The following is a 20132-nucleotide window of genomic DNA, read 5'->3' as shown; positions in this document are numbered from 1 at the left end:
CAATCTTTCTTGAAGGAGATCCCCTGTGGCTTTGATTGAAGCAGTTGGCGCCCGTGAAATTCTTGACTCGCGGGGGAACCCGACCGTTGAGGTCGAGGTTTTGCTTGACGATGGCATTGTTTCGCGCGCCGCAGTTCCCTCCGGAGCATCCACCGGCGCCTTCGAGGCCTATGAGCTGAGGGACGGCGACAAAGATCGCTACTTCGGCAAGGGTGTGCAAAAAGCTGTCGATGCTGTCATTGACGACCTTGGCCCCGCCATTGAAGGTTTGGATGCCTCAGACCAGCGTCTGGTCGATGCCGAACTCATTGCCGTTGATGGCACCGAGAACAAAAAGAACCTGGGTGCCAACGCGATCCTCGGCGTTTCCCTTGCTGTGGCCAAGGCCGCTGCGGATTCCGCAGATCTGCCCCTGTTCCGCTACCTTGGCGGCCCCAATGCTCATGTGCTGCCGGTGCCGATGATGAACGTCATCAACGGTGGCTCACACGCCGACAGCAATGTCGACATCCAAGAGTTCATGATTCTGCCGCACGGCGCCGACACCTTCAGTGAGGGACTCCGTTGGGGAGTCGAGACCTACCACGTGCTTAAAGGCCTGCTCAAGAGCAAGGGACTCAGCACGGGCCTCGGCGACGAAGGTGGCTTCGCCCCCGACCTTTCCAGCAACCGTGCAGCGCTCGATCTGCTCATGGAAGCCATCGAGAAGGCCGGCTTCACTCCGGGCAAGGACATCGCCGTTGGGTTGGATGTTGCGGCCACCGAGTTCTACAAAGATGGCGCGTACAGCTTTGAGGGCGTCTCGAAGTCGGCCGGAGAAATGAGTGCATACTACGCCGAGCTCGTGTCTGACTACCCGCTGGTGTCGCTCGAAGACCCGCTCGACGAAGACGACTGGGAGGGCTGGGCTCAGCTCACCGCCGAAATCGGTGCCAAGACTCAGATTGTTGGCGATGACCTCTTCGTGACCAACCCGAAGCGTTTGGCCAAAGGAATCGAACTGGCAACGGCAAACTCGATCCTCGTTAAAGTGAACCAAATTGGGTCGCTCACCGAAACCCTCGACGCGGTGTCGTTGGCTCAGCGCAGCGGCTACACGGCCGTCATGTCGCACCGCTCCGGCGAGACCGAAGACACCACGATCGCTGACCTCGCCGTCGCGCTCAACACCGGCCAAATCAAGACCGGTGCGCCTGCCCGGTCCGAGCGCGTCGCCAAGTACAACCAGCTCCTGCGCATCGAAGAAGAGCTAGGCGATGCCGCAGTTTACGCCGGTCGTTCCGCGTTCCCGCGGTTCGTCGGCTAGCGCTCACCAGCGTCGTCTAGCATCGAACGCATGGCGGGGCGAGCACGAACGAAAAAGGTAGCGGTAGCGCTGCCCGAAGAGAGCGCGCCCGAACACTGGTTGCGCACGATACGCTTCTCCGGCTTCACCGTGCTGATGCTTGGTGTGCTCATCCTCGCCGTCGTCGTTCTTGCGCCCAACCTGCGCATCTTGATCGAACAACAGCAGACGATCACCCAATTGCAGACAGAAGTGGATGAAGCTCAAGAGTCTGTCGACGACCTCAGCGAGAATGTGGCCCGGTGGGGTGACCGTGCCTACATCGAGTCGCAGGCGCGTGACAGGCTGTACTACGTGTATCCCGGTGAGGTGAGCTACCTGGTTACGGGCGAAGCTGCCGAGGTGACCACCATCGACGGGGTGCCGGTGAGCACGAGCATCCAGACCACCACCATTGATTGGGTGAAGACGTTAGTCTCATCGATCTATAGTGCTGGGCTCACCGAGAACGCCCCCAATGAGCTGATCGCCCCCGTGATAGAAGGAACAACGCAATGACCACGCCACCGTTTGACACTGTCAGCGATGACGATGTGCGCATTGTGTCGCTGCAACTGGGCCGACCCGCCCGAGACGTGATCGGCATCGCCGCACGCTGCGTCTGCGGTGCGCCGACCGTGGTCTCAACCAAGCCTCGACTGGGCGATGGAACACCGTTTCCTACCATCTACTACCTTTGCCACCCGGCCGCCACCGCATCCGTCTCTACCCTCGAAGCCGAGGGTCAGATGCCCGCATTGGCCGCACTGCTCGAGGGCGATATCGGTGCGCAGTATCAGGCCGCGCATGATGCCTATATTGGTGATCGCGATGGTATCGAAGTTGTTCCTGAGCTTGCCGGTGTTTCCGCCGGTGGCATGCCCACTCGCGTCAAATGTCTTCACGCGCTGGTGGGGCATTCGCTCGCTGCCGGTGCCGGAGTGAACCCGATCGGCGATATCGCGCTTGAGCGTGCCTCGTGGAGCCCCACCGTGTGCCAGTGTCCTGACTATTCGGATACTGGGGAGGCTGAGCAATGAAGCGTTGGGCGGCGGGGGCGGTGCTGATGGCGAGTGTTGCTTCGCTGCTGGTGGCGACACCGGCCCACGCGGATGCCGTTCGTGATCAACAGTATTGGCTGCAGGAATACGGTATCGAGGCCGCGTGGACGGTTACCAAGGGCGCCGGCGTCACAATCGCGATCATTGATACCGGTGTTGATGGCACCGTGACAGAGCTTGTTGGGGCCGTGACCGGTGGCACCGATTTTTCGGGTAAGGGTGCGCCAAACGGGCAGAGGCCCGTGGGTGACGACAACCCTGCCCACGGCACACTTGTTGCGTCCCTCGCCGCTGGACGGGGAACGGGCGCCGACTCTGGTGTGCTCGGAGCCGCACCCGCGGCGAACATTTTGGCCATCTCGATTGGATTCACGGGAGGCCCGATCAGTTCTGACGATCAGATTGCGCAAGCGGTTCGTTATGCGGTCGACCAGGGTGCCGATGTCATTAATCTGTCGCTCACTCGCGAAACCCTGGATTGGCCACTCAGCTGGGATAGCGCATTTCTTTATGCCATGCAGAACGATGTAGTTGTTGTGGCGGCTGCGGGCAACCGTGGCAGCGGAACAACTTCGGTGGGTGCGCCGGCGACGATGCCCGGCGTGCTGACTGTTGCGGGCGTTGATGTGAACGGGGTGGCGAGCTTCAACGCCTCCACTCAGGGCATCACGATTAGTGTTTCGGCGCCGAGCGAAGATCTTGTGGGGGTCGCTCCCGGCGGATCCCACGTGCTCTGGAATGGCACAAGTGGGGCAACCCCGATCGTGGCCGGCATTGTGGCGCTGGTGCGAGCTGCGCATCCCGAACTTGACGCTGCCAACGTGATCAACCGGATTGTGAAGACTGCGCACGACACGGGAGCTCCGGGAACGGATGCCATTTACGGCTACGGGCTCATCGATGCCGAAGATGCCGTCAAGGCGCGGATTCCGCTAGTGGATAAGAACCCGATGGGGAGCCTTGCGGAGTGGATCACGATCTACCGTCGTGCCGCGTCCACTCCGGTACCGCTGCCCACGTCGAGCGAAACATCGACACCAGCGCCTGTGCCGAATGCTGCACCGGATGCCGCGGGCCCGGCTAGCCCGTTCGGAACACTGCTGCCTACCGTGAGCATGCTTCGCAATGTGGGGGTTCCGCTCGCCATTTACGCCATTTTTCTTACAATTTTGGCCGCGTGGGGCCTCGCGGTGTGGCGTCGGTTTAGGTCTACGCGCGAGACAGAGTAAGTTTGGGTGCGAACTTGCCTTTGAGGAGACCTACACTCGTGCCAAAAATCTTGATTGTCGGCGGCGGTTACGCCGGTTTTTATACTGCTCGTAAGCTCGAAAAGTGGCTGCGTCGCGGCGAAGCTGAGGTCACCATGGTTGACCCTCTTCCCTACATGACGTACCAGCCGTTCCTGCCCGAGGTTGCTGCGGGCTCGATTGAGCCGCGCCACGCGGTGGTTCCGCACCGCCGCCACCTGAAGACCACCACGGTGGTCACCGCCAAGGTCACTGCCATCGATCACGCCACGAAAACGGCAACGATTCAGCCCGAGGTGGGTGACTCGTGGCAGGTCGACTACGACATTGTCGTTGTCACGGCCGGTGCCGTGTCGCGAACGTTCCCGATTCCGGGTGTCGCGGATGAGGCGATCGGTATGAAGACGATCGAAGAGGCCGTTGAGGTGCGTGACCGCATCCTCACCAACTTTGATAAAGCCGCTAACTTGCCCGCGGGCCCTGAGCGCGATCGCCTGCTGACCTTCGTTGTTGTCGGTGGCGGCTTTGCTGGTATCGAGGCCTTCGGTGAAATGCGCGGTTTGGCTTCGTCGCTGCTTCCGCTCTACCCGAGCCTCAAGTTTGAAGACACCCACTTTCACCTCATTGAGGCGATGGGGCGCATCATGCCCGAGGTTTCGTTGGAGACCAGCAAGTGGGTTATCAAGGATCTCGCTCAGCGGGGTGCCCAGATTCACCTTGAGACTCAACTGAAGTCTGCTGTGGGCGGCGTAGTTGAGCTGTCGACCGGCGAAAGCTTCGAGTCAGACACCATCGTCTGGACCGCCGGCGTTATGGCGAACCCGGTTCTGCGCGGGACTGACCTCCCGACCGACGAGCGTGGACGCATGCGCGTGCAGGCTGACCTCCGCGTCATCAACGATGACGGTGTCGTCGAGGGTGCCTGGGGCGCAGGCGACGTGTGTGCGGTTCCGGATCTCACCGGCGGTGGCGTTGGTGGCTTCTGTGTTCCAAACGCTCAGCACGCTGTTCGCCAAGCGAAGCTGATGGCTAAGAACGTTGTGGCGTCGCTTCGCGGCGAGGACACCAAGGACTACTTCCACAAGAATCAGGGAGCAGTTGCTGGTCTCGGCCTGTATGACGGTGTTTTCCAATCCGGAAAGATCGCGATCAAGGGCTTCCCGGCGTGGCTAATCCACCGTGGATATCACGGTATGGCCATGCCCATGTTCGAGCGCAAGGCTCGCGTCTTTGGCAACTGGATTACGAACTTCTTCTGGGGTCGCGACACCATTTCCCTTGAGGCAAGTGAAGAGCCGCGCCGCGCCTTCGAAGAGTTCGCCTCACGCCCTAAGTAGTGTGATGCTGTGCCCCACGCGCTGCGTGGGGTGCGCCCCGGTAGCCCAATGGCAGAGGCAGATGACTTAAAATCATCCCAGTCAGGGTTCGAGTCCCTGTCGGGGTACTGTTTGTGATCACGCTGCGGCCCTCGTTGCTGCGCTCGTTTCCGTGCTCGTTCCGGTGCGCGCAAGCGGCGGTGCTCAGTCGGGAAGGATCTCCGCGAGCAGCTTCTGGATGCGCGCCTTGATGTCATCGCGGATGGGGCGCACCTCGTCGAGGCCTTTGCCCCGGGGATCAACAAGTTCCCAGTCCTCGTAGCGCTTGCCGGGGAAGATGGGGCAGACGTCGCCGCAACCCATCGTGATAACGACATCCGATGCCTGCACCTGGTCGGTCGTCATGAGCTGGGGCAATGCCTGTGAGATGTCGATGCCCTCTTCGGCCATGGCCAAAATTGCGGTCGGGTTGATCTCGTTGCCGGGTTCTGAGCCGCCCGAGCGCACATCGACGGCACCATTCGACAGAGCCGTCATGTAGCCGGCCGCCATCTGTGAACGGCCAGCATTGTGGATGCAGACGAAAAGGACGACGGGCTTGCGGTTGGTAGAAGCAGCGGGTGCAGCAGTCTCGGTGATCATAGCTAAAGCATAGATGAATATCTATGGGTTAAGCAGGGCGCGCGAGCGCGGGCCGACGTTAGTTCACTCAGCGTTCATCGACGGCAGCGAGCGCAACAGCTCGCGCACCCGACGATCGATGTCATCGCGCACGGCACGCACACCATCCATCGACATCTCGGCGGGGTCGGGTAGTTCCCAATCGAGGTAGCGACGGCCAGGGTAGATCGGGCACGCATCGCCGCAACCCATCGTGATCACGACATCCGCCCCCCGCACCACCTCATCGGTCAGCGGCTTCGGGTACTCGCCATCAACCGAAACCCCAATCTCATCAAGCACCGCGACGATCTTGGGGTTGATGGTTTCGGTCGGCTGCGACCCCGCGGTCGACACCCGCACCCGGTCTCCGGCCAGAGAACGCAGAATCGCGGATGCCAATTGCGAGCGACCCGCATTCTGCACGCACACGAACAGCACGTCAGTGCCAGAACCGGATGCCGCGTCATCCACGTCAGCCAGAGACCCCAGTCGGTCGGCGGCGAACCGCGACGTGTGTGACGACAAGTGGCGATCGCGCGGAGCGCTCTGACGCAACAATTTGTAGCTGCTGGCAACGTATTCGGCCACCGTTTCGCGCGAAAAAACTCCGGCAAAACGCAACGCGAGATCGTCAGTGATGCGCTCGAGCACGGCAGGGGCAACAGGCGACGGCGAGGCGTCGGTGGGGGAGCGCTGCACAAAGTCAAACACGTCCGCGAGCCGCGATGGCACAAGTGAATACCAGGCCTGACGACCCTCCTGCGTGCCCTGAAGGATGCCATCGTTGGCCATGATGCGCACGTGGTGGCTGACGGTCGGTTGGCTGAGGCCTAAACGACCGGCGAGATCGGTGACTCCGCGGCGGCCATCCGGGGCATCCATGAGCAGTCGGAGAATCTGCACCCGGGTCGGATCGGCAATCGCCCGCATGCTCTGGGCGATACGTTCGGCGACAGCGCGTTCGGAGGCCTGGGGTGCGGTCGCTGACATAGAAGGCAGTCTAAACGCCCAACACCAATTCATAGACAGTTATCAATGTTTCGATATGATCTCCCCATGACCGCGCCCCACCGCTTTGCCCTTGCCCGTCGTCTGACCGCAGAATTCGTCGGCAGCGCCGGCCTCGCCGCCGTCGTCATCGGTTCCGGTATCGCCGCCCAGCAGCTCTCGCCCGGCGACGTCGGCCTGCAACTTCTCGAGAATGCCCTCGCAACCGCATTCGGGCTTGGCGTGCTCATCCTCGTGTTCATGACTGTCAGCGGTGCGCACTTCAACCCGGTCGTCTCCATCGTCGATTCACTCAGCGGTCTGCGCTCGTGGCGAGACACTGCGCTCTACATTCCCGCTCAGATCGTCGGATGCATCGCCGGAGCCATCCTCGCGAACCTCATGTTTTCGCAACCCGCCATCACTTTCAGCACCACCGACCGTCTCACGCCGGGCCACTTTCTCAGCGAGGTTGTGGCCACCGCCGGACTCATCGTCGTGATCTTTGTGCTTGTGCGCACCGGCCGCGCACCGCTTGCCCCCATCGCTGTTGGCGCGTACATCGGAGGGGCCTATTTCTTCACAAGCTCCACAAGCTTCGCCAACCCCGCCATCACCATCGGACGAATGTTCAGCGACACTTTCGCAGGAATCGCCCCCAGCTCCGCTCCCGGCTTCATCGCCGCCCAACTCATCGGTGCCGCCATCGGGTTTGCCCTAGTGCGCTGGTGGCTCCCCGAGCGCCGAATCGCCTCACAGTAATGGCTACCTGAATGCTCGCGAGTTGCAGCGATGGCTGGTGAGCTTCGGCCGACACCCAGAGTTCCGAAACAAACACGATGTCGGGATGCTCGTCGATGACGCCCAAGCGGTTGCGGGGTCTGGGCACAGTGGAACGTTCTATAGTGAGGACATGGAACTCCTGATCGTAATTGGCGTCATCGTACTGCTCGTCGTCATCGTGGGTATTTACCTGTGGGCGACCTACAACTCGCTCGTGACCCTCAATGTTCGCGTTGATGAGGCGTGGAGTGACATCACGGTGCAACTGAAGCGTCGAGCCGATCTTCTGCCAAACCTTATCGAGACGGTGAAGGGCTATGCGGCTCACGAGAGGGGTGTCTTTGAAGCCGTCACTAAGGCTCGTGCCGAAACGCTGAGTGCGGAGGGCCCGGTGGATGCCGCTGCCGCTGAGAATCACATGCAGTCGGCTTTGAAGAGCATCTTTGCGGTCGCTGAGGCATACCCCCAGTTGCAGGCTAGCCAAAACTTTCTCCAGCTTCAGGGCGAACTGGTTGACACGGAGGACAAGGTTCAAGCCAGTCGCCGCTTCTACAACGGTGGGGTTCGTGAGCTCAACACCAAGATCAAGCTCTTCCCGAACACGCTGTTCGTGCGCGGCCTTGGCTTCACCGAGCGTGACTTCTTCGAGGTGGCGGATGCCGCATCCATCGCCGAGCCGCCCCGCGTGCAGTTCTAATTCTGTTCTTCTCCGAGAGCGTCGCTAGGAAACCTCGATGTATCGCGCCATAGCAAAAAACAAGCGCAACACCGTTTTTATCATCATCCTCTTTGTCATCATCATCGGGTTTCTTGGTTTCGCGCTGAGCTTCCTCATGGGAGGCGATCCGCTGACGGTCACGATCGGTACGGTTATCGGTGCGGGGATCTTCACGGCGATTCAGTATTTCGCGGCGTCTCGCCAGGCATTGTCGATGAGCGGTGCGATCGAGATCCAGAAATCAGACAACCCGCGGTTGTACCGGATCGTCGAAAACCTGTCGATCACGACGGGAACGCCGATGCCGAAGGTTTACATCGTTAACGACCCGGCTCCGAACGCGTTCGCCACCGGCCGCGACCCGGAGCACGCTGCGGTCGCAGCGACCACGGGCATTCTCGAACTGCTTGACGATGCTGAGCTTGAGGGCGTGATGGCCCACGAGATGGGTCACGTGCAGAACTACGACATCCGAGTTTCGATGATCGTGTTTGGCCTTGTCGTGGCGGTCGGTTTCATCTCTGACATTGCGCTCAGATTCACCCTATTCGGCGGGCGTGGCAACAATAACAACTCCAACCCGATCATGATCGTCGTCGGTCTTGCCGCCCTCGTCATTTCTCCACTCGTTGCCGCGGCGGTGCAGGCGTCCATTTCGCGCCAGCGTGAATACTTGGCGGATGCCACGGGGGCACTCACTACGCGGCATCCGGATGCTCTCGCCAGTGCCCTGCAAAAACTTTCGGACTACAGTCGACCGATGAAGAAGCAAAACTCGACGATGGCCCACATGTGGATCTCTGACCCCACCAAACCGGGCATCGTGGATCGCCTGTTCAGCACTCACCCGCCGCTCGCCGAACGCGTGAAGCGCCTCGGTGAGATCGGCGGCGGCTTCTAGCAAGCACTGTGCCGAGCACCGGCACCGGCCTCGGCGGCAGTCGGTGTGAGAACGCTAGTGCCGCAGTTCTGCCGCAATCGCGGGCGAAAGAGTGCCGCGACCGACAACGATGATGGCTTCCATGCCCTGCCAGTGCGCGATTTCGCGCAGCGTCGGCACGATCCGCTCCGCGAGAGCGCCGAGTGCGCCAGCCTGTGCCTCTAAGCCGTCCTCATGCCAGGCCGATTGCACGCGCAGCACACGGGCGTGCCGGTCGGTCTTGAGGTCAATGCGCCCGACAAGTGCATCATCCACCAGAACTGGCAGTGAGTAGTAGCCAAACTGACGCTTCGGTTCAGGTGTGTAAATCTCGATGCGGTAGTGGAACCCAAACATGCGTTCGGCCCGTTGGCGATCCCACACCACGGGGTCAAAGGGGGAGAGCAGTGCGACGTGCTCGATGCGGCGCGGCAGGCGGGCATCCCGGTGCAGCCAGGTCGGCTGCTTCCAGCCCTGCACCGTGACGGGTACAAGTTCGCCGCTGTCGGCCAGCTCGGCAATAGTTGCACGAACGTCGACAAGCTTGAGCCGAAAGTAGTCAGCCAGATCGGATGCCGTGGCAACTCCCAGCGCCTGTGCTGCTTGTGAAACCAGGGCGAGGTGCGCGTCGGCGCGGGACACCTCGCGCTCGCGTAGTTGCGCAGGAATGACCTGCTCAGTGAGCGCATAGCGTCTTTCGAAGCGGGTGCGGCCAGCGCTAACGACCTCACCCCAGCGGAACAGCATCTCGAGGCCCTGTTTCACGTCTGACCAGCCCCACCATGGTCCGGTGCGGCGATTGGCGTCGTGCTCAATCTCGCGAGCCGAAATAGGGCCAGTGCTGGCGAGTTCTTCGCGCAACCACTGCAGCATTGCTTGGTTGTTGCGCGCCCAGTCGTAGCGTTCCGGGTCGCGACGGCTGAGGGCATCCATTTTCCACCGCCAGAGAGGCCATGATTCGAGGGGAATGAGGGCTGCCTCGTGGGCCCAGTATTCGATGCAGCGGCGGGGTCTGCTCGCGGTGGCTTTGCCAAAAGTGAGAGCGTCAAGCACGCTCTTGTCATAGTGGCCGAGGCGGGCGAACACGGGTTGGTAGTGGCTGCGCTCGAAGACATTCACGGAGTCGAGCTGAAGCAGTCGGATGCGGTCGAACAGCAGATTGAGCTGTCGCGTTCCGGCGGGTCTAGTTGCTGTCGCGGTGGGCCGACCGAAGCCCTGGGCAGCCAAAAGAACACGGCGCGCCTGGGATGCAGAAAGTGAGTCGACCACAGAGCCGACTTTACCGAGGGGCGAGGACATCCGGCGCGAATGAAGCTCGCGGAGAGTGTATTTGTGTCGTTCATAGATCGTTTACCCGTGGGCAACGGAGCACACCATGCCACTGAGTACGGTCATCAACGGATCGTTTCTGTTTCCTCAGCCCGCAAACTGCGCGGGCGGCCGTCACGATCACTGGAGGAACTCTTGTTCACTAAGCGCACCCTCGCCGCTGTCGCACTCGTTGCAGCTTCGGCGATCACCCTCAGCGCCTGCAGCACGCCTGAGGCAACAGCTGGAGACGTCGACGCATCGGTAGCAACCAGCGTTGAAGACTTCGGCGGCATGGACGCTCTCATCGCAGCCGCGCAGGCTGAGGGAGAACTCAACGTCATCGCTCTTCCCGACAACTGGGCGAACTACGGCGAGATCAAGGCTCTCTTTGAAGAGAAGTACGACATAATCGTCAACTCCGCTGACCCCGATATCTCGAGTGCCGAAGAAATCGCCGCCGCAGACAACCTCAAGGGTCAAGACACCGCACCCGACGTCTTCGACCTCGGAACCGCTGTAGCCCTCGACAGCCTTGACTACTTCGCTCCCTACATGGTTGCCAACTGGGATGAGATTCCCGAGGGCAACAAGGAAGCAACCGGCCTCTGGGTCAACGACTACACCGGCAGCATGTCAATCGGCTATGACTCCAACTCGGTTCCCGAGCCCACGAGCCTCGACGACCTGCTCAAGTCCGAGTACCGCGGTGCTGTTGCGTTGAACGGTGATCCAACGCAAGCAGGAGCCGCGTTTGCTGCTCTCGGACTTGCCACGGTCCACAGTGGTGGAACGCTCGACGATTTCACCCCCGGCATCGAGTTCTTCAGTGAACTCAACAAGGCTGGCAACTTCATTCCGGTCAACGTGACGGGAGCAACGATTGCTGCCGGCGAGACCAAGGTTGCTTTCGACTGGAGCTATAACAACCTCGCTGCGGCGGCAACGGTCGATGGCTGGAAGGTCACCACGCTTTCCGGTCCGGTGTACACGAGCTTCTACAACCAGGCCGTCAGCAAGGATGCCCCGCACCCCGCCGCTGCTCGCCTGTGGCAAGAGTTCCTCTACAGCCCCGAAGCGCAAAATCTGTTCATCGTCGGTGGTGCTTACCCCGTAACGATCCAGGCTATGCAGGATGCCGGAACGGTTGACACCGACGCACTCGACGCCCTCGGTGCGCTCGAGGGCGAACTTGTCACCCCGACCCCGGAACAGGCGGAAAAGAACGCAACCATCTTGGCTGAAAAGTGGGCTGCGGCAATCGGCTAACGCCCATTCCGCTAGAGCTCATTTCACAAAACACATCGTGTCGCTAGCAACTGCGCCGGCGCCCGAACAGGATGGTGTCGAGCACTCCGCTCGGCACCATCCTCGGGTAGCACCGGCCAAGCCGTCGAATCGGCGTCGTCGCCTCGCCTATGCGGGGCTCACACCATTTGCGGCCTACGTTCTCATTTTTCTTGCTCTCCCCACAATCCTCGCGGTCGTCACGGGGTTCTTCTCCGACGACGGCACGCTGACGTTCGACAACGTGACCGGGTTGTTCACTCCGACCATCCTCACCACCTTCGGTGGTTCGTTCTGGCTCTCCGGGGTCACCGCCGTCATCGGTGCTGTTGTCGGCGCTCTCATTTGCTACGCCATGCTTGGCACGAAAGTGGGCGGCCTACTGCGCACCATCATCGAGTCGGCAGCCAGTGTGCTCGCCCAATTCGGCGGGGTGATGCTCGCCTTTGCGTTCATTGCCACAATCGGCGTGCAGGGGCTCGTCACGGTTATCCTGCGTGACACTTTCGGGATCGATATTTTTGCGGATGGTGTTTGGCTTTACCAGGTGCCGGGCCTCATCCTTCCCTACGTCTACTTCCAGGTTCCCCTCATGGTGATTACCTTCTTGCCCGCGCTCACCGCGCTGCGACCGCAGTGGGCTGAGGCCAGCGCAACTCTCGGCGGCACACGCTTTGCCTACTGGCGACACATCGCTGCCCCCGTGCTCGCGCCCGCCTTCCTCGGCTCCCTACTGTTGCTCTTCGCCAACGCGTTCTCGTCGTTTGCGACCGCCGCCGCCCTCATCAGCCAGGGTTCGCAAATCGTTCCCCTACAGATCCGTTCGGCTCTTGTCAGCGAGACCGTGCTGGGCCGCGAAAACATGGCCGGTGCACTCGCGCTCGGGATGATCGTGGTCATGGTCGTCGTCATGTGGGCATACTCGGTGCTGCAGTCCCGCACCTCACGGTGGCAACAGTGAGCGCCAACGTCGCGGCCCCCGTGCATCCGGTCGAGCCGCCGAGCACACGAACGAAGCCCGCAAACCACGCCGCGCGCATTGGGGCCGAACCCAGCGCACTCGCGCGTCGTCTCATCCTCGGAATTATCGGCACGATCTTTTTGATTCCCGTGATCGCGATGATCGAGTTCACGTTCAGGGACGGTCTCGCCGGCAGCTATACCGTCGTTCACTGGACAGGTCTGTTCAGCGAAGACAGTGCGCGCACCTACCGTGGCCTGTACCAAGCGATTGAGAACTCACTCTTGCTGGCCGCCATCACCGTCGGCATCGTGCTCGTACTTCTACTGCCGACGATGGTGCTCGTGCACATGCAGTTTCCGCGCCTCAAGCGCACGCTCGAGTTCATCTGCATCATCCCGATCACAGTGCCCGCCATCGTGCTCGTCGTGGGCCTCGCCCCCGTCTATTCGATTGTGGTGAAGGTGCTCGGTGGCTCAACCTGGACTCTCGCTTTCGCCTACGGCATCACCGTGCTGCCCTACGCCTATCGCGCCATCCAGTCGAACCTTGACGCGATCCCGGTGAAGACCCTCAGCGAGGCGGCCAGCACTCTTGGCGCCGGCTGGCTGACGGTGCTCTGGCAAGTGCTGCTGCCGAACCTGCGCCGAGGAGTGCTCGCGGCATCCTTCATCTCCATTGCGGTAGTGCTTGGCGAGTTCACGATCGCTAGTCTGCTCAACCGTCGTAACCTTCAGACCGCGCTGCTGCAGGTTTCACAATCCGACCCCTGGGTTGCCGTGATCTTTGCGCTCTTTGCGCTCGCCCTGGCCTTCGTCTTGCTACTCATCATTGGTCGACTCGGATCAGCGACACCCGCTAGGAGAAAATCATGACCACAACGCTCACCGACAGTCGTGCAACGAGCGCACCCGTTACCGGAGCGACCGTTCAGCTCAGCGCCGTCGTCAAAGCCTTCGCTGGCCACACAGCGCTCAACAGCATCGACCTAAACGTTGCCCCCGGTGAGCTCGTCGCACTGCTCGGGCCCTCCGGTTGCGGCAAGACCACGGCGCTGCGCAGCATCTCGGGGCTTGAGAGCATCGACGGCGGGCGCATCCTGATCGATGACGAGGATGTCGCGGACATCCCCACAAACAAACGCGACATCGGAATGGTCTTTCAGGCCTACTCGCTGTTCCCCCACATGTCGGTGCTGGAGAATGTGGAGTTCGGGCTGAAGATGCGCAAAGTCCCGGCCGCTCGTCGTCGTGAGCGCGCCCTCGAAACACTCGACATGGTTGGTCTCACCAAGCACCGCGACCGCTTCGCCCACCAGCTCTCCGGCGGTCAGCAGCAGCGAGTCGCTCTCGCCCGCGCGCTTGTCACGCGGCCAAGAGTGCTGCTGCTCGACGAACCGCTCAGCGCGCTGGATGCCAAAGTTAGGGTGCAGTTGCGCGAAGAGATCCGCCGCATCCAAACCGAGCTCGGAATCACCACCGTCTTCGTGACCCACGACCAGGAGGAGGCGCTCGCCGTCGCGGATCGCGTCGCCGTGATGCGAGACGGTCGCATCGAGCAGATCGGCACACCAGAAGAGCTCTACGCGACCCCCAGCAGCGCATTCGTGGCCGACTTTGTTGGTCTCAGCAACCGGATGCCCGCAGACCTGATCGATGGCACAGTCATGCTGCACGGCTGGCGGCTTAACCTTCTCGGTGATCCGATGCCCGATGGCCCCGTCGTCGCGCTGGTTCGGCCGGAGGACATGGTTCTCGCAACGGACGGTATCGCGGGCGTTGTCATTGCGTCGAGCTTCCTCGGGTCGTTGCGTCGCACGCGTGTGCGACTGAGCGATAGCACAGTCGTGGCGGTGCAGCATGAGGTGGAGCGGCATCCGCTGCCGGGGGAATCAGTTTCGGTGCGTTTGAAGGGCGCGCCGGTGAGTGCACTGCCGCTGAACCCGACGAAGTAACTGCGGGCGGAGGCACCCCGCAACGCGCAGCGAGAGCACACTCAAGCCCAACTAGGATAGGCACGTGCTATTCGGAAGACGTACGAAACCTGCGGGTCAGGCGGAGTCACGCGCCAACTCAACAGGGGCCATTGAGGTTCCTGCTGGGCTCTCGGTCGCGGCGGCCTACTCGTGGCGCCTGTTGGTTGTCTTGGGCCTCATTGCGGTGCTCATTTTTCTGATAATCACGTTGAAGTACATTGTGATTCCCTTCTTGGTGGCGATTCTGATCGGGGCGCTTCTTGTGCCCGTGGTGAATTTCTTGGTCAGCAAGAAATGGCCGCGCGGGCTTGCCGTTACTATGACGTTGATCGGATTTCTCGCCGCTGTCAGCGGGCTCGTAGTTGTTGTTGTTACCCAGGTGCGCTTGGGGCTTCCTGCTCTGCAAATCCAATCGGCGGAGGCCTACGACGGCTTTCGCGAGTTTCTTCGTAGCTCCGCACTGCAGTTGACTGACGAAGACCTTGACGGCTATCTGACCCAAATTTTCGACACCGTGCGGCGCGATAGTGAAGCCCTGGTATCGGGCATCCTCTCCGTCGGATCGACGGCCGGCCACGTGCTCGCGGGTGCTGTGCTGAGTATTTTTGCCGCAATCTTTGTGCTGATTGATGGCAAACGTATTTGGGCGTGGACGGTACGCCTGTTCCCTCGTAGCTCACGCAACGCTGTTGACGGTGCAGGCATTTCGGGTTGGCTTACGCTGACGACCTTTGTGAAGGTGCAGATTTTTGTTGCCGCGGTGGATGCCACGGGTATTGGGCTCGGGGCCTTTATTCTGGGGCTCTTCTATGGCGGGTTTCCTCTCGTCATCCCGATTGCGGTCGCGGTATTCCTCGGTTCGTTTATTCCTGTGGTTGGTGCCCTCGTTACTGGCGGGTTGGCGATTTTCATCGCTCTCGTATTCCTAGGCCCGATCCCCGCAGTGATCATGCTCGGTATCGTGTTGCTCGTTCAGCAGCTTGAGGGCCACATTCTTCAGCCGCTTGTCATGGGTACCGCGGTTAAGGTGCACCCACTCGCAGTGGTATTTGCTGTGGCGGCCGGCTCGTTCGTTGCCGGCATTCCCGGCGCACTATTCGCCGTTCCGCTGATTGCGGTCGTCAATGTGATGACCAATTATATCGCCAGTGGCGATTGGCGCGTTAAGGGACCTCCCACGATCAGTGATGTGCTCAGCCATGGAAACTAAGCGGATGCCCGGCCCCACTCTTCGGGACTATGAGAAAGCACGGGAGCGGGTCGCCGAAGTTGCCGACGTCACCCCCATGCAAACGTCGCGTTTTCTCGCGGAGATTCTCGGCTCACCCGTTTTTCTGAAGTGTGAAAATCTTCAGCGCACTGGCTCTTTCAAAATTCGGGGAGCGTACAACCGGCTTGCTGGCCTTACCGACGAAGAGAAGGCGCGCGGAGTAGTTGCAGCGTCTGCGGGCAATCATGCTCAGGGTGTGGCGTTCGCCGCGCGGGAGTTGGGCATCAAGTCCACCATTTTCATGCCTGTGGGTGTGCCCCTGCCCAAATTGCAGGCAACTCGTCACTACGGCGCCGAGGTTATCTTGCGAGGTAACACGATCGACGAGCCACTGCGCGCAGCCGCACGGTTCGCTGAAGAAACCGGTGCGGTTCTCGTGCACCCCTTCGATCACATCGATATCGTTGCCGGCCAAGGCACCCTGGCGTTGGAAGTCTTTGATCAGGTTCCCACCGTTGACACCGTTATTGTGCCCATCGGTGGTGGCGGACTCGTCTCCGGCGTTGCGGGAGCGATCAAGCACCGCGCCCGCGCAGAGGGTCGAAACATTCGAGTGATCGGTGTGCAGGCGGCCAACGCTGCCGCCTACCCACCCTCGCTCGAGAAGGGTGAGATCGTCGAGGTTAAGATGAGCCCCACCATTGCCGACGGTATCGCGGTGAGTAAACCCGGCGAGCTGAACTTCACCATGGTGCGTGACCTCGTTGATGAGGTGATCACCGTCACCGAAGACCAGACGGCGTATGCACTGTTGGTGCTCCTCGAGCGCGCCAAGCAGGTTGTGGAGCCCGCAGGCGCCGTCGGGGTAGCGGCGATACTTTCGGGCAAGATCCCACCAAGCGGCAACACCGTGGTGCTCCTGAGCGGTGGCAATATCGACCCCATGATCATGGAACGCATCATCAGTCACGGGCTATCGGCATCTGAACGGTACCTACGTTTGCGCATCCCGCTGCCTGACCGCCCCGGCCAGCTCGCGCGCATCTCCGGCATCATTGCCGAGGCAAATGCCAACGTGGTCGAAGTGCTTCACAGCAGGCACAATAACAAAGCACAGTTCAGCGAGGTTCAGCTCGAACTGCACATTGAGACCCGAGGCCCCGAGCATGCGGAGTCAGTGCTCGCGCGGCTCAGAGAGGAAGGCTTTGACCCTCAGGTCGATTTCTAAGACGCCGTGGCAGCCGATGAAGGCTCGTGCCCGAGAGGGTGTTAGCCCGAATAGGTTGCGATTTTCACGATCTCAACCATGATCTCTTTGCCATTGGGTGCCGTGTAGGCGGTCGATTCGCCAACCTTGAGCCCGTTGATTGCCATTCCGAGCGGGCTCTTTTCGCTGTACACGTCGAGGTCGCTGTCGTCGGCAACAATTTCGCGGCTGCCGAGCAAGAACACGCTCTCATCGCCCATGATCTTGGCAGTCACGAGAATGCCGGGCTCGACAACACCGTCATCGTCTTGAACATCGCCAACGACGGCATGCCGCAAAAGTTCGGTGAGAACACGGATGCGGGCCTCAATCTTGCCCTGCTCTTCCTTGGCAGCGTGGTAGCCGCCGTTCTCTTTAAGGTCGCCTTCCTCGCGTGCGGCCTCAATCTTTTTGGCGATATCGTGCCGTCCCTCGCCCGTGAGCTGTTCCAGTTCGGCGGTGCGACGATCGAACGCCTCCTGGGTCAGCCATGTGAGGTTCTCTTGACCTGCCACTGTGCTTCTCCCTATACAAACGAGAAACCGGCCGCAATCGACCGGTTTCGAGATTATTTGGTACAGCCTAGGTTAGCCAACACCGGTAGATCAAGCCAGACACAGCTTGTTCTGTGGTGCGGATCGTTTCGCTGAGTGCCCGGTTGCGCTGATCACTGGCCGGAACGTCCACCACTTTCCAGCCCACGATCGCAAATGTTGAGTTGAGCGCTTGGACTGCGCAGCGCGCATCCGTGTTTTCGGGCACATTGAATTGCCAGCGAACAGTGACGGTGGACTCATCGATTAGTTCGAATCCGGTATCTCTCGCTTCGAACTGCGCGGGGGCCTCCAGCAGGCCGCCCCACACCAGCCAGGCCGTGAATACGGCGACGAATCCGAGGGCTACCGTCACAATGATTGCGCGATTGTTGCGTTTCGCTCGGGGGCTGCGCCCGTAGCGCGCATCAAGGTCAGCGTTGGCGCCCGCGGGAGTCGTTATGGTGTCGACCGAGCGAGCACTGTTACCGCTGTCATTGTCGTCGATGGAGCCCGTATTGCTACTGGATACTTCGGGCACGCTGTGCTCCTTTCGACAACGGTATTCTGGTTCTTACAAGGCTATTCGCAAACTCGCATGATGGAATCATCGAGTGCACATTCCAGAGGACAACAGTTGATTTCTTTCGCTTCGCTCGCCCACAGCGTGATTCTCTGGACGGCCACTCCCAGCCCCGAGCCGAGCGTGTATCCGGAGTACACCGGCGACCCCAACTTGGTGACCCCCGGTGTTGTCGGATTCGTTGCAACGCTCTTCATTGCGGTAGCGACCCTGCTCATCATCGCTGACATGAACCGCCGCGTTCGTCGGGTGCGCTATCGAGAACTTGCTCAAGAAACGATTCGCAATGAACAGGCAACGGCTGACGATACAACCGATGATGTCAAAGACGGTGATAATGGTTCCAACCTTCCGCCTACGCTACGGGCGGATTAGTCGCGACAAGGAATATTCCGGCCCAGTGACACAGGAACGCTAGTAGCGTCAGCGTGTGGAAAATCTCGTGGAAGCCAAAAACTCCCGGGATAGGGTTGGGGCGTTTGAGCCCGTAGACGACAGCACCGGCGGTGTAGAACAGTCCACCGGCGAGAATTAGCGTCATCATGATCCAGTTGGTCTGGAAGAAGTCGACGACGAACATCATCGCAGCCCAGCCGAGTAGTACATACAGCGGAACGTACAGCCACCGTGGGGCACCGACCCAGAAGATGCGGAACCCGATCCCGAGGGCGGCACCGCTCCACACGAGCCACAGCAACAGGGTTGCTTTCTCTGGTGCCAGTGCAAGAACAGTAATCGGGGTATATGAGCCAGCGATCAGCAAAAAAATGTTGGAGTGATCGAAGCGCTTCAGCAGCATGCGCGTCCTGTCGCTCCAGTTGAAGCGGTGGTAGAGCGCTGAAACACCGAACAGCATGAGTGACGACGCGACAAAGACCGCCGAACTCACCTTCGCAGGCACCCCATCGGCCATCACGATCAGGATTATGCCGAGCACGACCGCGACGGGAAAGGTTGCGGCGTGAATCCAGCCGCGCCACGTGGGCTTGGCGTCAGCGGTATCGAATGCGATGGCATCCTCGATGAGGGGAAGCTGCGGCAAACCTGCAGCATCCTCCTGGTCAACAGCCTCGACGGCGGGCGTTTCTGAGGCGTCTCGATTCATCTCCATAGTTTACGCCCGTGTCAGTTTCACTTGCTGCGCGCCCGAGTGGTCTAACGTAGTTCCGTGAGTCAGCGAAAGTTTCCCTTCGGTCGTGGTTTTCTCTACGGTCTCTACCAGAAGAAGCTGCGGCGCCAACTAGAGGGCCAGCAATTGCCTCGACACGTTGCCATGATCATCGATGGCAACAGGCGGTGGGCAAAGCTCAAGGACCTTGAGACAGCAGCGCACGGTCACCGCGCAGGCGCCGCCAAGTACCGCGAATTTCTTGTGTGGTGTGACGACCTCGACATTTCGGTTGCCACCCTTTACCTGCTCTCAACCGACAACCTCACCGGGCGTTCAACCGAAGAGCTGGGTGAGTTGTTTACCATCATCGGTGACCTAGCCGACGATCTATCGCACTTTCGCGATTGGCAGGTTCAGCATGTGGGATCAGACGTGGGTCTCCCCGCCACGCTCAAGGCTCAGTTGACTGCCGCGCACAACCGCACGGCATCGAATACTGGGCTTCACGTTAATCTGGCCATTGGCTACGGTGGTCGCCACGAGATCGCCGAGGCAATGCGGCGAATCGTGCGAAACCACAGCGATGAGGGCCAGAGCCTTGACGACTTGGCCGGATTATTAACCCCGGAGCTCATCGGTGAGCACCTGTACACGGGTGGGCAACCTGACCCCGATCTGGTCATCCGCACCTCGGGTGAACAGCGCATTAGTGACTTCATGCTGTGGCAGACCGCGCACAGCGAACTTTATTTTGTGGAGGCGCTCGGCCCCGACCTGCGTGAGGTCGACTTTTTGCGTGCGCTGCGAGACTTCGCGCGCCGCCACCGCCGCTACGGCCAGTGACAGCCAGCGATGGCCAGTGACAGCCAGCGATGGCTAGTGACAGCCACCGCCGGCCAG

General features: G+C 60.6%; 22 protein-coding genes and 1 tRNA gene. 17 read left to right on the top strand and 6 right to left on the bottom strand.

All coding sequences use genetic code 11. The features are described 5' to 3' along the window. Positions 1 to 25: 25 nt before the first annotated feature. The 6 genes from eno (at position 26) to FB472_RS04000 (ending at position 5076) form a co-directional block, all read left to right on the top strand. Positions 26 to 1306: a phosphopyruvate hydratase gene (eno, locus tag FB472_RS04025; RefSeq protein WP_141989751.1), complete on the top strand. Its 1281-nt coding sequence runs from the start codon at positions 26 to 28 to the stop codon at positions 1304 to 1306. A 30-nt stretch (positions 1307 to 1336) separates the two neighbouring features. Next, positions 1337 to 1843: an FtsB family cell division protein gene (locus FB472_RS04020; RefSeq protein WP_141989750.1), complete on the top strand. Its 507-nt coding sequence runs from the start codon at positions 1337 to 1339 to the stop codon at positions 1841 to 1843. After that, the gene (locus FB472_RS04015) at positions 1840 to 2364 is read left to right on the top strand and encodes a DUF501 domain-containing protein (RefSeq protein ID WP_141989749.1); all 525 of its coding nucleotides are present in this window, start codon (positions 1840 to 1842) and stop codon (positions 2362 to 2364) included. Before FB472_RS04020 ends, FB472_RS04015 begins: the two co-directional genes overlap by 4 nt. Then, positions 2361 to 3614, top strand: coding sequence for a S8 family serine peptidase (locus FB472_RS04010; RefSeq protein ID WP_141989748.1), 1254 nt, complete (start codon positions 2361 to 2363; stop codon positions 3612 to 3614). The genes FB472_RS04015 and FB472_RS04010 overlap by 4 nt, the downstream gene beginning before the upstream one ends. Positions 3615 to 3652: 38 nt before the next feature. After that, entirely contained in the window at positions 3653 to 4969 is a 1317-nt protein-coding gene (locus tag FB472_RS04005) for an NAD(P)/FAD-dependent oxidoreductase (RefSeq protein WP_141989747.1), read from the top strand. A gap of 34 nt (positions 4970 to 5003) precedes the next feature. Then, positions 5004 to 5076: transfer RNA gene (locus FB472_RS04000), tRNA-Leu, on the top strand. Positions 5077 to 5152: 76 nt separating this feature from the next. Here FB472_RS04000 and FB472_RS03995 read toward each other — a convergent pair. Next, positions 5153 to 5590 (bottom strand): arsenate reductase ArsC, encoded by a 438-nt coding sequence (locus FB472_RS03995; RefSeq protein WP_141989746.1) that lies wholly within the window; start codon positions 5588 to 5590, stop codon positions 5153 to 5155. A gap of 63 nt (positions 5591 to 5653) precedes the next feature. Continuing rightward, entirely contained in the window at positions 5654 to 6601 is a 948-nt protein-coding gene (locus tag FB472_RS03990) for a metalloregulator ArsR/SmtB family transcription factor (RefSeq protein ID WP_141989745.1), read from the bottom strand. A gap of 66 nt (positions 6602 to 6667) precedes the next feature. On the opposite strand from FB472_RS03990, the gene FB472_RS03985 reads away from it, so the two are divergent. The 3 genes from FB472_RS03985 (at position 6668) to FB472_RS03970 (ending at position 9000) form a co-directional block, all read left to right on the top strand. Beyond that, a complete protein-coding gene (locus FB472_RS03985) occupies positions 6668 to 7360 on the top strand; it encodes an aquaporin (RefSeq protein ID WP_141989744.1) in 693 nt (230 codons plus the stop codon). A 151-nt stretch (positions 7361 to 7511) separates the two neighbouring features. After that, the gene (locus FB472_RS03975) at positions 7512 to 8078 is read left to right on the top strand and encodes a LemA family protein (RefSeq protein ID WP_021810466.1); all 567 of its coding nucleotides are present in this window, start codon (positions 7512 to 7514) and stop codon (positions 8076 to 8078) included. A 37-nt stretch (positions 8079 to 8115) separates the two neighbouring features. Next, positions 8116 to 9000, top strand: a complete 885-nt coding sequence (locus FB472_RS03970) for a M48 family metallopeptidase (RefSeq protein WP_141989743.1) — start codon at positions 8116 to 8118, stop codon at positions 8998 to 9000. 54 nt (positions 9001 to 9054) lie between these two features. Here FB472_RS03970 and FB472_RS03965 read toward each other — a convergent pair whose 3' ends face one another. After that, a complete protein-coding gene (locus tag FB472_RS03965) occupies positions 9055 to 10287 on the bottom strand; it encodes a winged helix-turn-helix domain-containing protein (protein ID WP_141989742.1) in 1233 nt (410 codons plus the stop codon). Between the two features lie 195 nt (positions 10288 to 10482). Between FB472_RS03965 and FB472_RS03960 the strand changes: the two genes are divergently transcribed. From FB472_RS03960 to ilvA, 6 genes are all read left to right on the top strand, one after another. After that, entirely contained in the window at positions 10483 to 11595 is a 1113-nt protein-coding gene (locus FB472_RS03960) for an ABC transporter substrate-binding protein (RefSeq protein WP_141991453.1), read from the top strand. 37 nt (positions 11596 to 11632) lie between these two features. Beyond that, the gene (locus FB472_RS03955; RefSeq protein WP_141989741.1) at positions 11633 to 12574 is read left to right on the top strand and encodes an ABC transporter permease; all 942 of its coding nucleotides are present in this window, start codon (positions 11633 to 11635) and stop codon (positions 12572 to 12574) included. Continuing rightward, entirely contained in the window at positions 12571 to 13449 is an 879-nt protein-coding gene (locus tag FB472_RS03950; protein ID WP_215730377.1) for an ABC transporter permease, read from the top strand. The genes FB472_RS03955 and FB472_RS03950 overlap by 4 nt, the downstream gene beginning before the upstream one ends. Continuing rightward, positions 13446 to 14528 (top strand): ABC transporter ATP-binding protein, encoded by a 1083-nt coding sequence (locus tag FB472_RS03945; RefSeq protein WP_141989740.1) that lies wholly within the window; start codon positions 13446 to 13448, stop codon positions 14526 to 14528. Before FB472_RS03950 ends, FB472_RS03945 begins: the two co-directional genes overlap by 4 nt. Positions 14529 to 14592: 64 nt before the next feature. Then, entirely contained in the window at positions 14593 to 15759 is a 1167-nt protein-coding gene (locus FB472_RS03940) for an AI-2E family transporter (RefSeq protein ID WP_141989739.1), read from the top strand. Further along, on the top strand, positions 15737 to 16987 hold the full coding sequence (gene ilvA, locus FB472_RS03935; RefSeq protein WP_141989738.1) for a threonine ammonia-lyase: 1251 nt from the start codon (positions 15737 to 15739) through the stop codon (positions 16985 to 16987). Before FB472_RS03940 ends, ilvA begins: the two co-directional genes overlap by 23 nt. 41 nt (positions 16988 to 17028) lie before the next feature. Here the strand turns inward: ilvA and greA are convergent, their stop codons facing one another. Together greA and FB472_RS03925 are read right to left on the bottom strand one after the other, a co-directional pair. After that, positions 17029 to 17520, bottom strand: a complete 492-nt coding sequence (greA, locus tag FB472_RS03930) for a transcription elongation factor GreA (protein WP_141989737.1) — start codon at positions 17518 to 17520, stop codon at positions 17029 to 17031. A 67-nt stretch (positions 17521 to 17587) separates the two neighbouring features. Then, positions 17588 to 18079: a DUF4307 domain-containing protein gene (locus FB472_RS03925; protein WP_246078067.1), complete on the bottom strand. Its 492-nt coding sequence runs from the start codon at positions 18077 to 18079 to the stop codon at positions 17588 to 17590. Positions 18080 to 18139: 60 nt separating this feature from the next. On the opposite strand from FB472_RS03925, the gene FB472_RS03920 reads away from it, so the two are divergent. After that, complete coding sequence (locus FB472_RS03920) at positions 18140 to 18496, top strand: hypothetical protein (RefSeq protein WP_246078066.1); 357 nt, start codon at positions 18140 to 18142, stop codon at positions 18494 to 18496. On the opposite strand, the gene trhA is transcribed toward FB472_RS03920, so the two are convergent. Next, positions 18477 to 19226, bottom strand: coding sequence for a PAQR family membrane homeostasis protein TrhA (gene trhA / locus FB472_RS03915; RefSeq protein ID WP_141989735.1), 750 nt, complete (start codon positions 19224 to 19226; stop codon positions 18477 to 18479). The two genes, FB472_RS03920 and trhA, sit on opposite strands and share 20 nt — an antisense overlap. 63 nt (positions 19227 to 19289) lie before the next feature. Between trhA and FB472_RS03910 the strand changes: the two genes are divergently transcribed. Then, positions 19290 to 20075 carry an isoprenyl transferase gene (locus FB472_RS03910; protein WP_021810456.1) on the top strand — a complete coding sequence of 262 codons (786 nt, stop codon included), beginning with the start codon at positions 19290 to 19292 and terminating at the stop codon, positions 20073 to 20075. Positions 20076 to 20132: the final 57 nt, after the last annotated feature.

Source organism: Rhodoglobus vestalii, from assembly GCF_006788895.1.
GTDB classification, from domain to species: domain Bacteria; phylum Actinomycetota; class Actinomycetes; order Actinomycetales; family Microbacteriaceae; genus Rhodoglobus; species Rhodoglobus vestalii.
The sequence above is the reverse complement of the archived record's forward strand: the minus strand, read 5'-3'. Positions and strand labels throughout refer to the sequence as shown.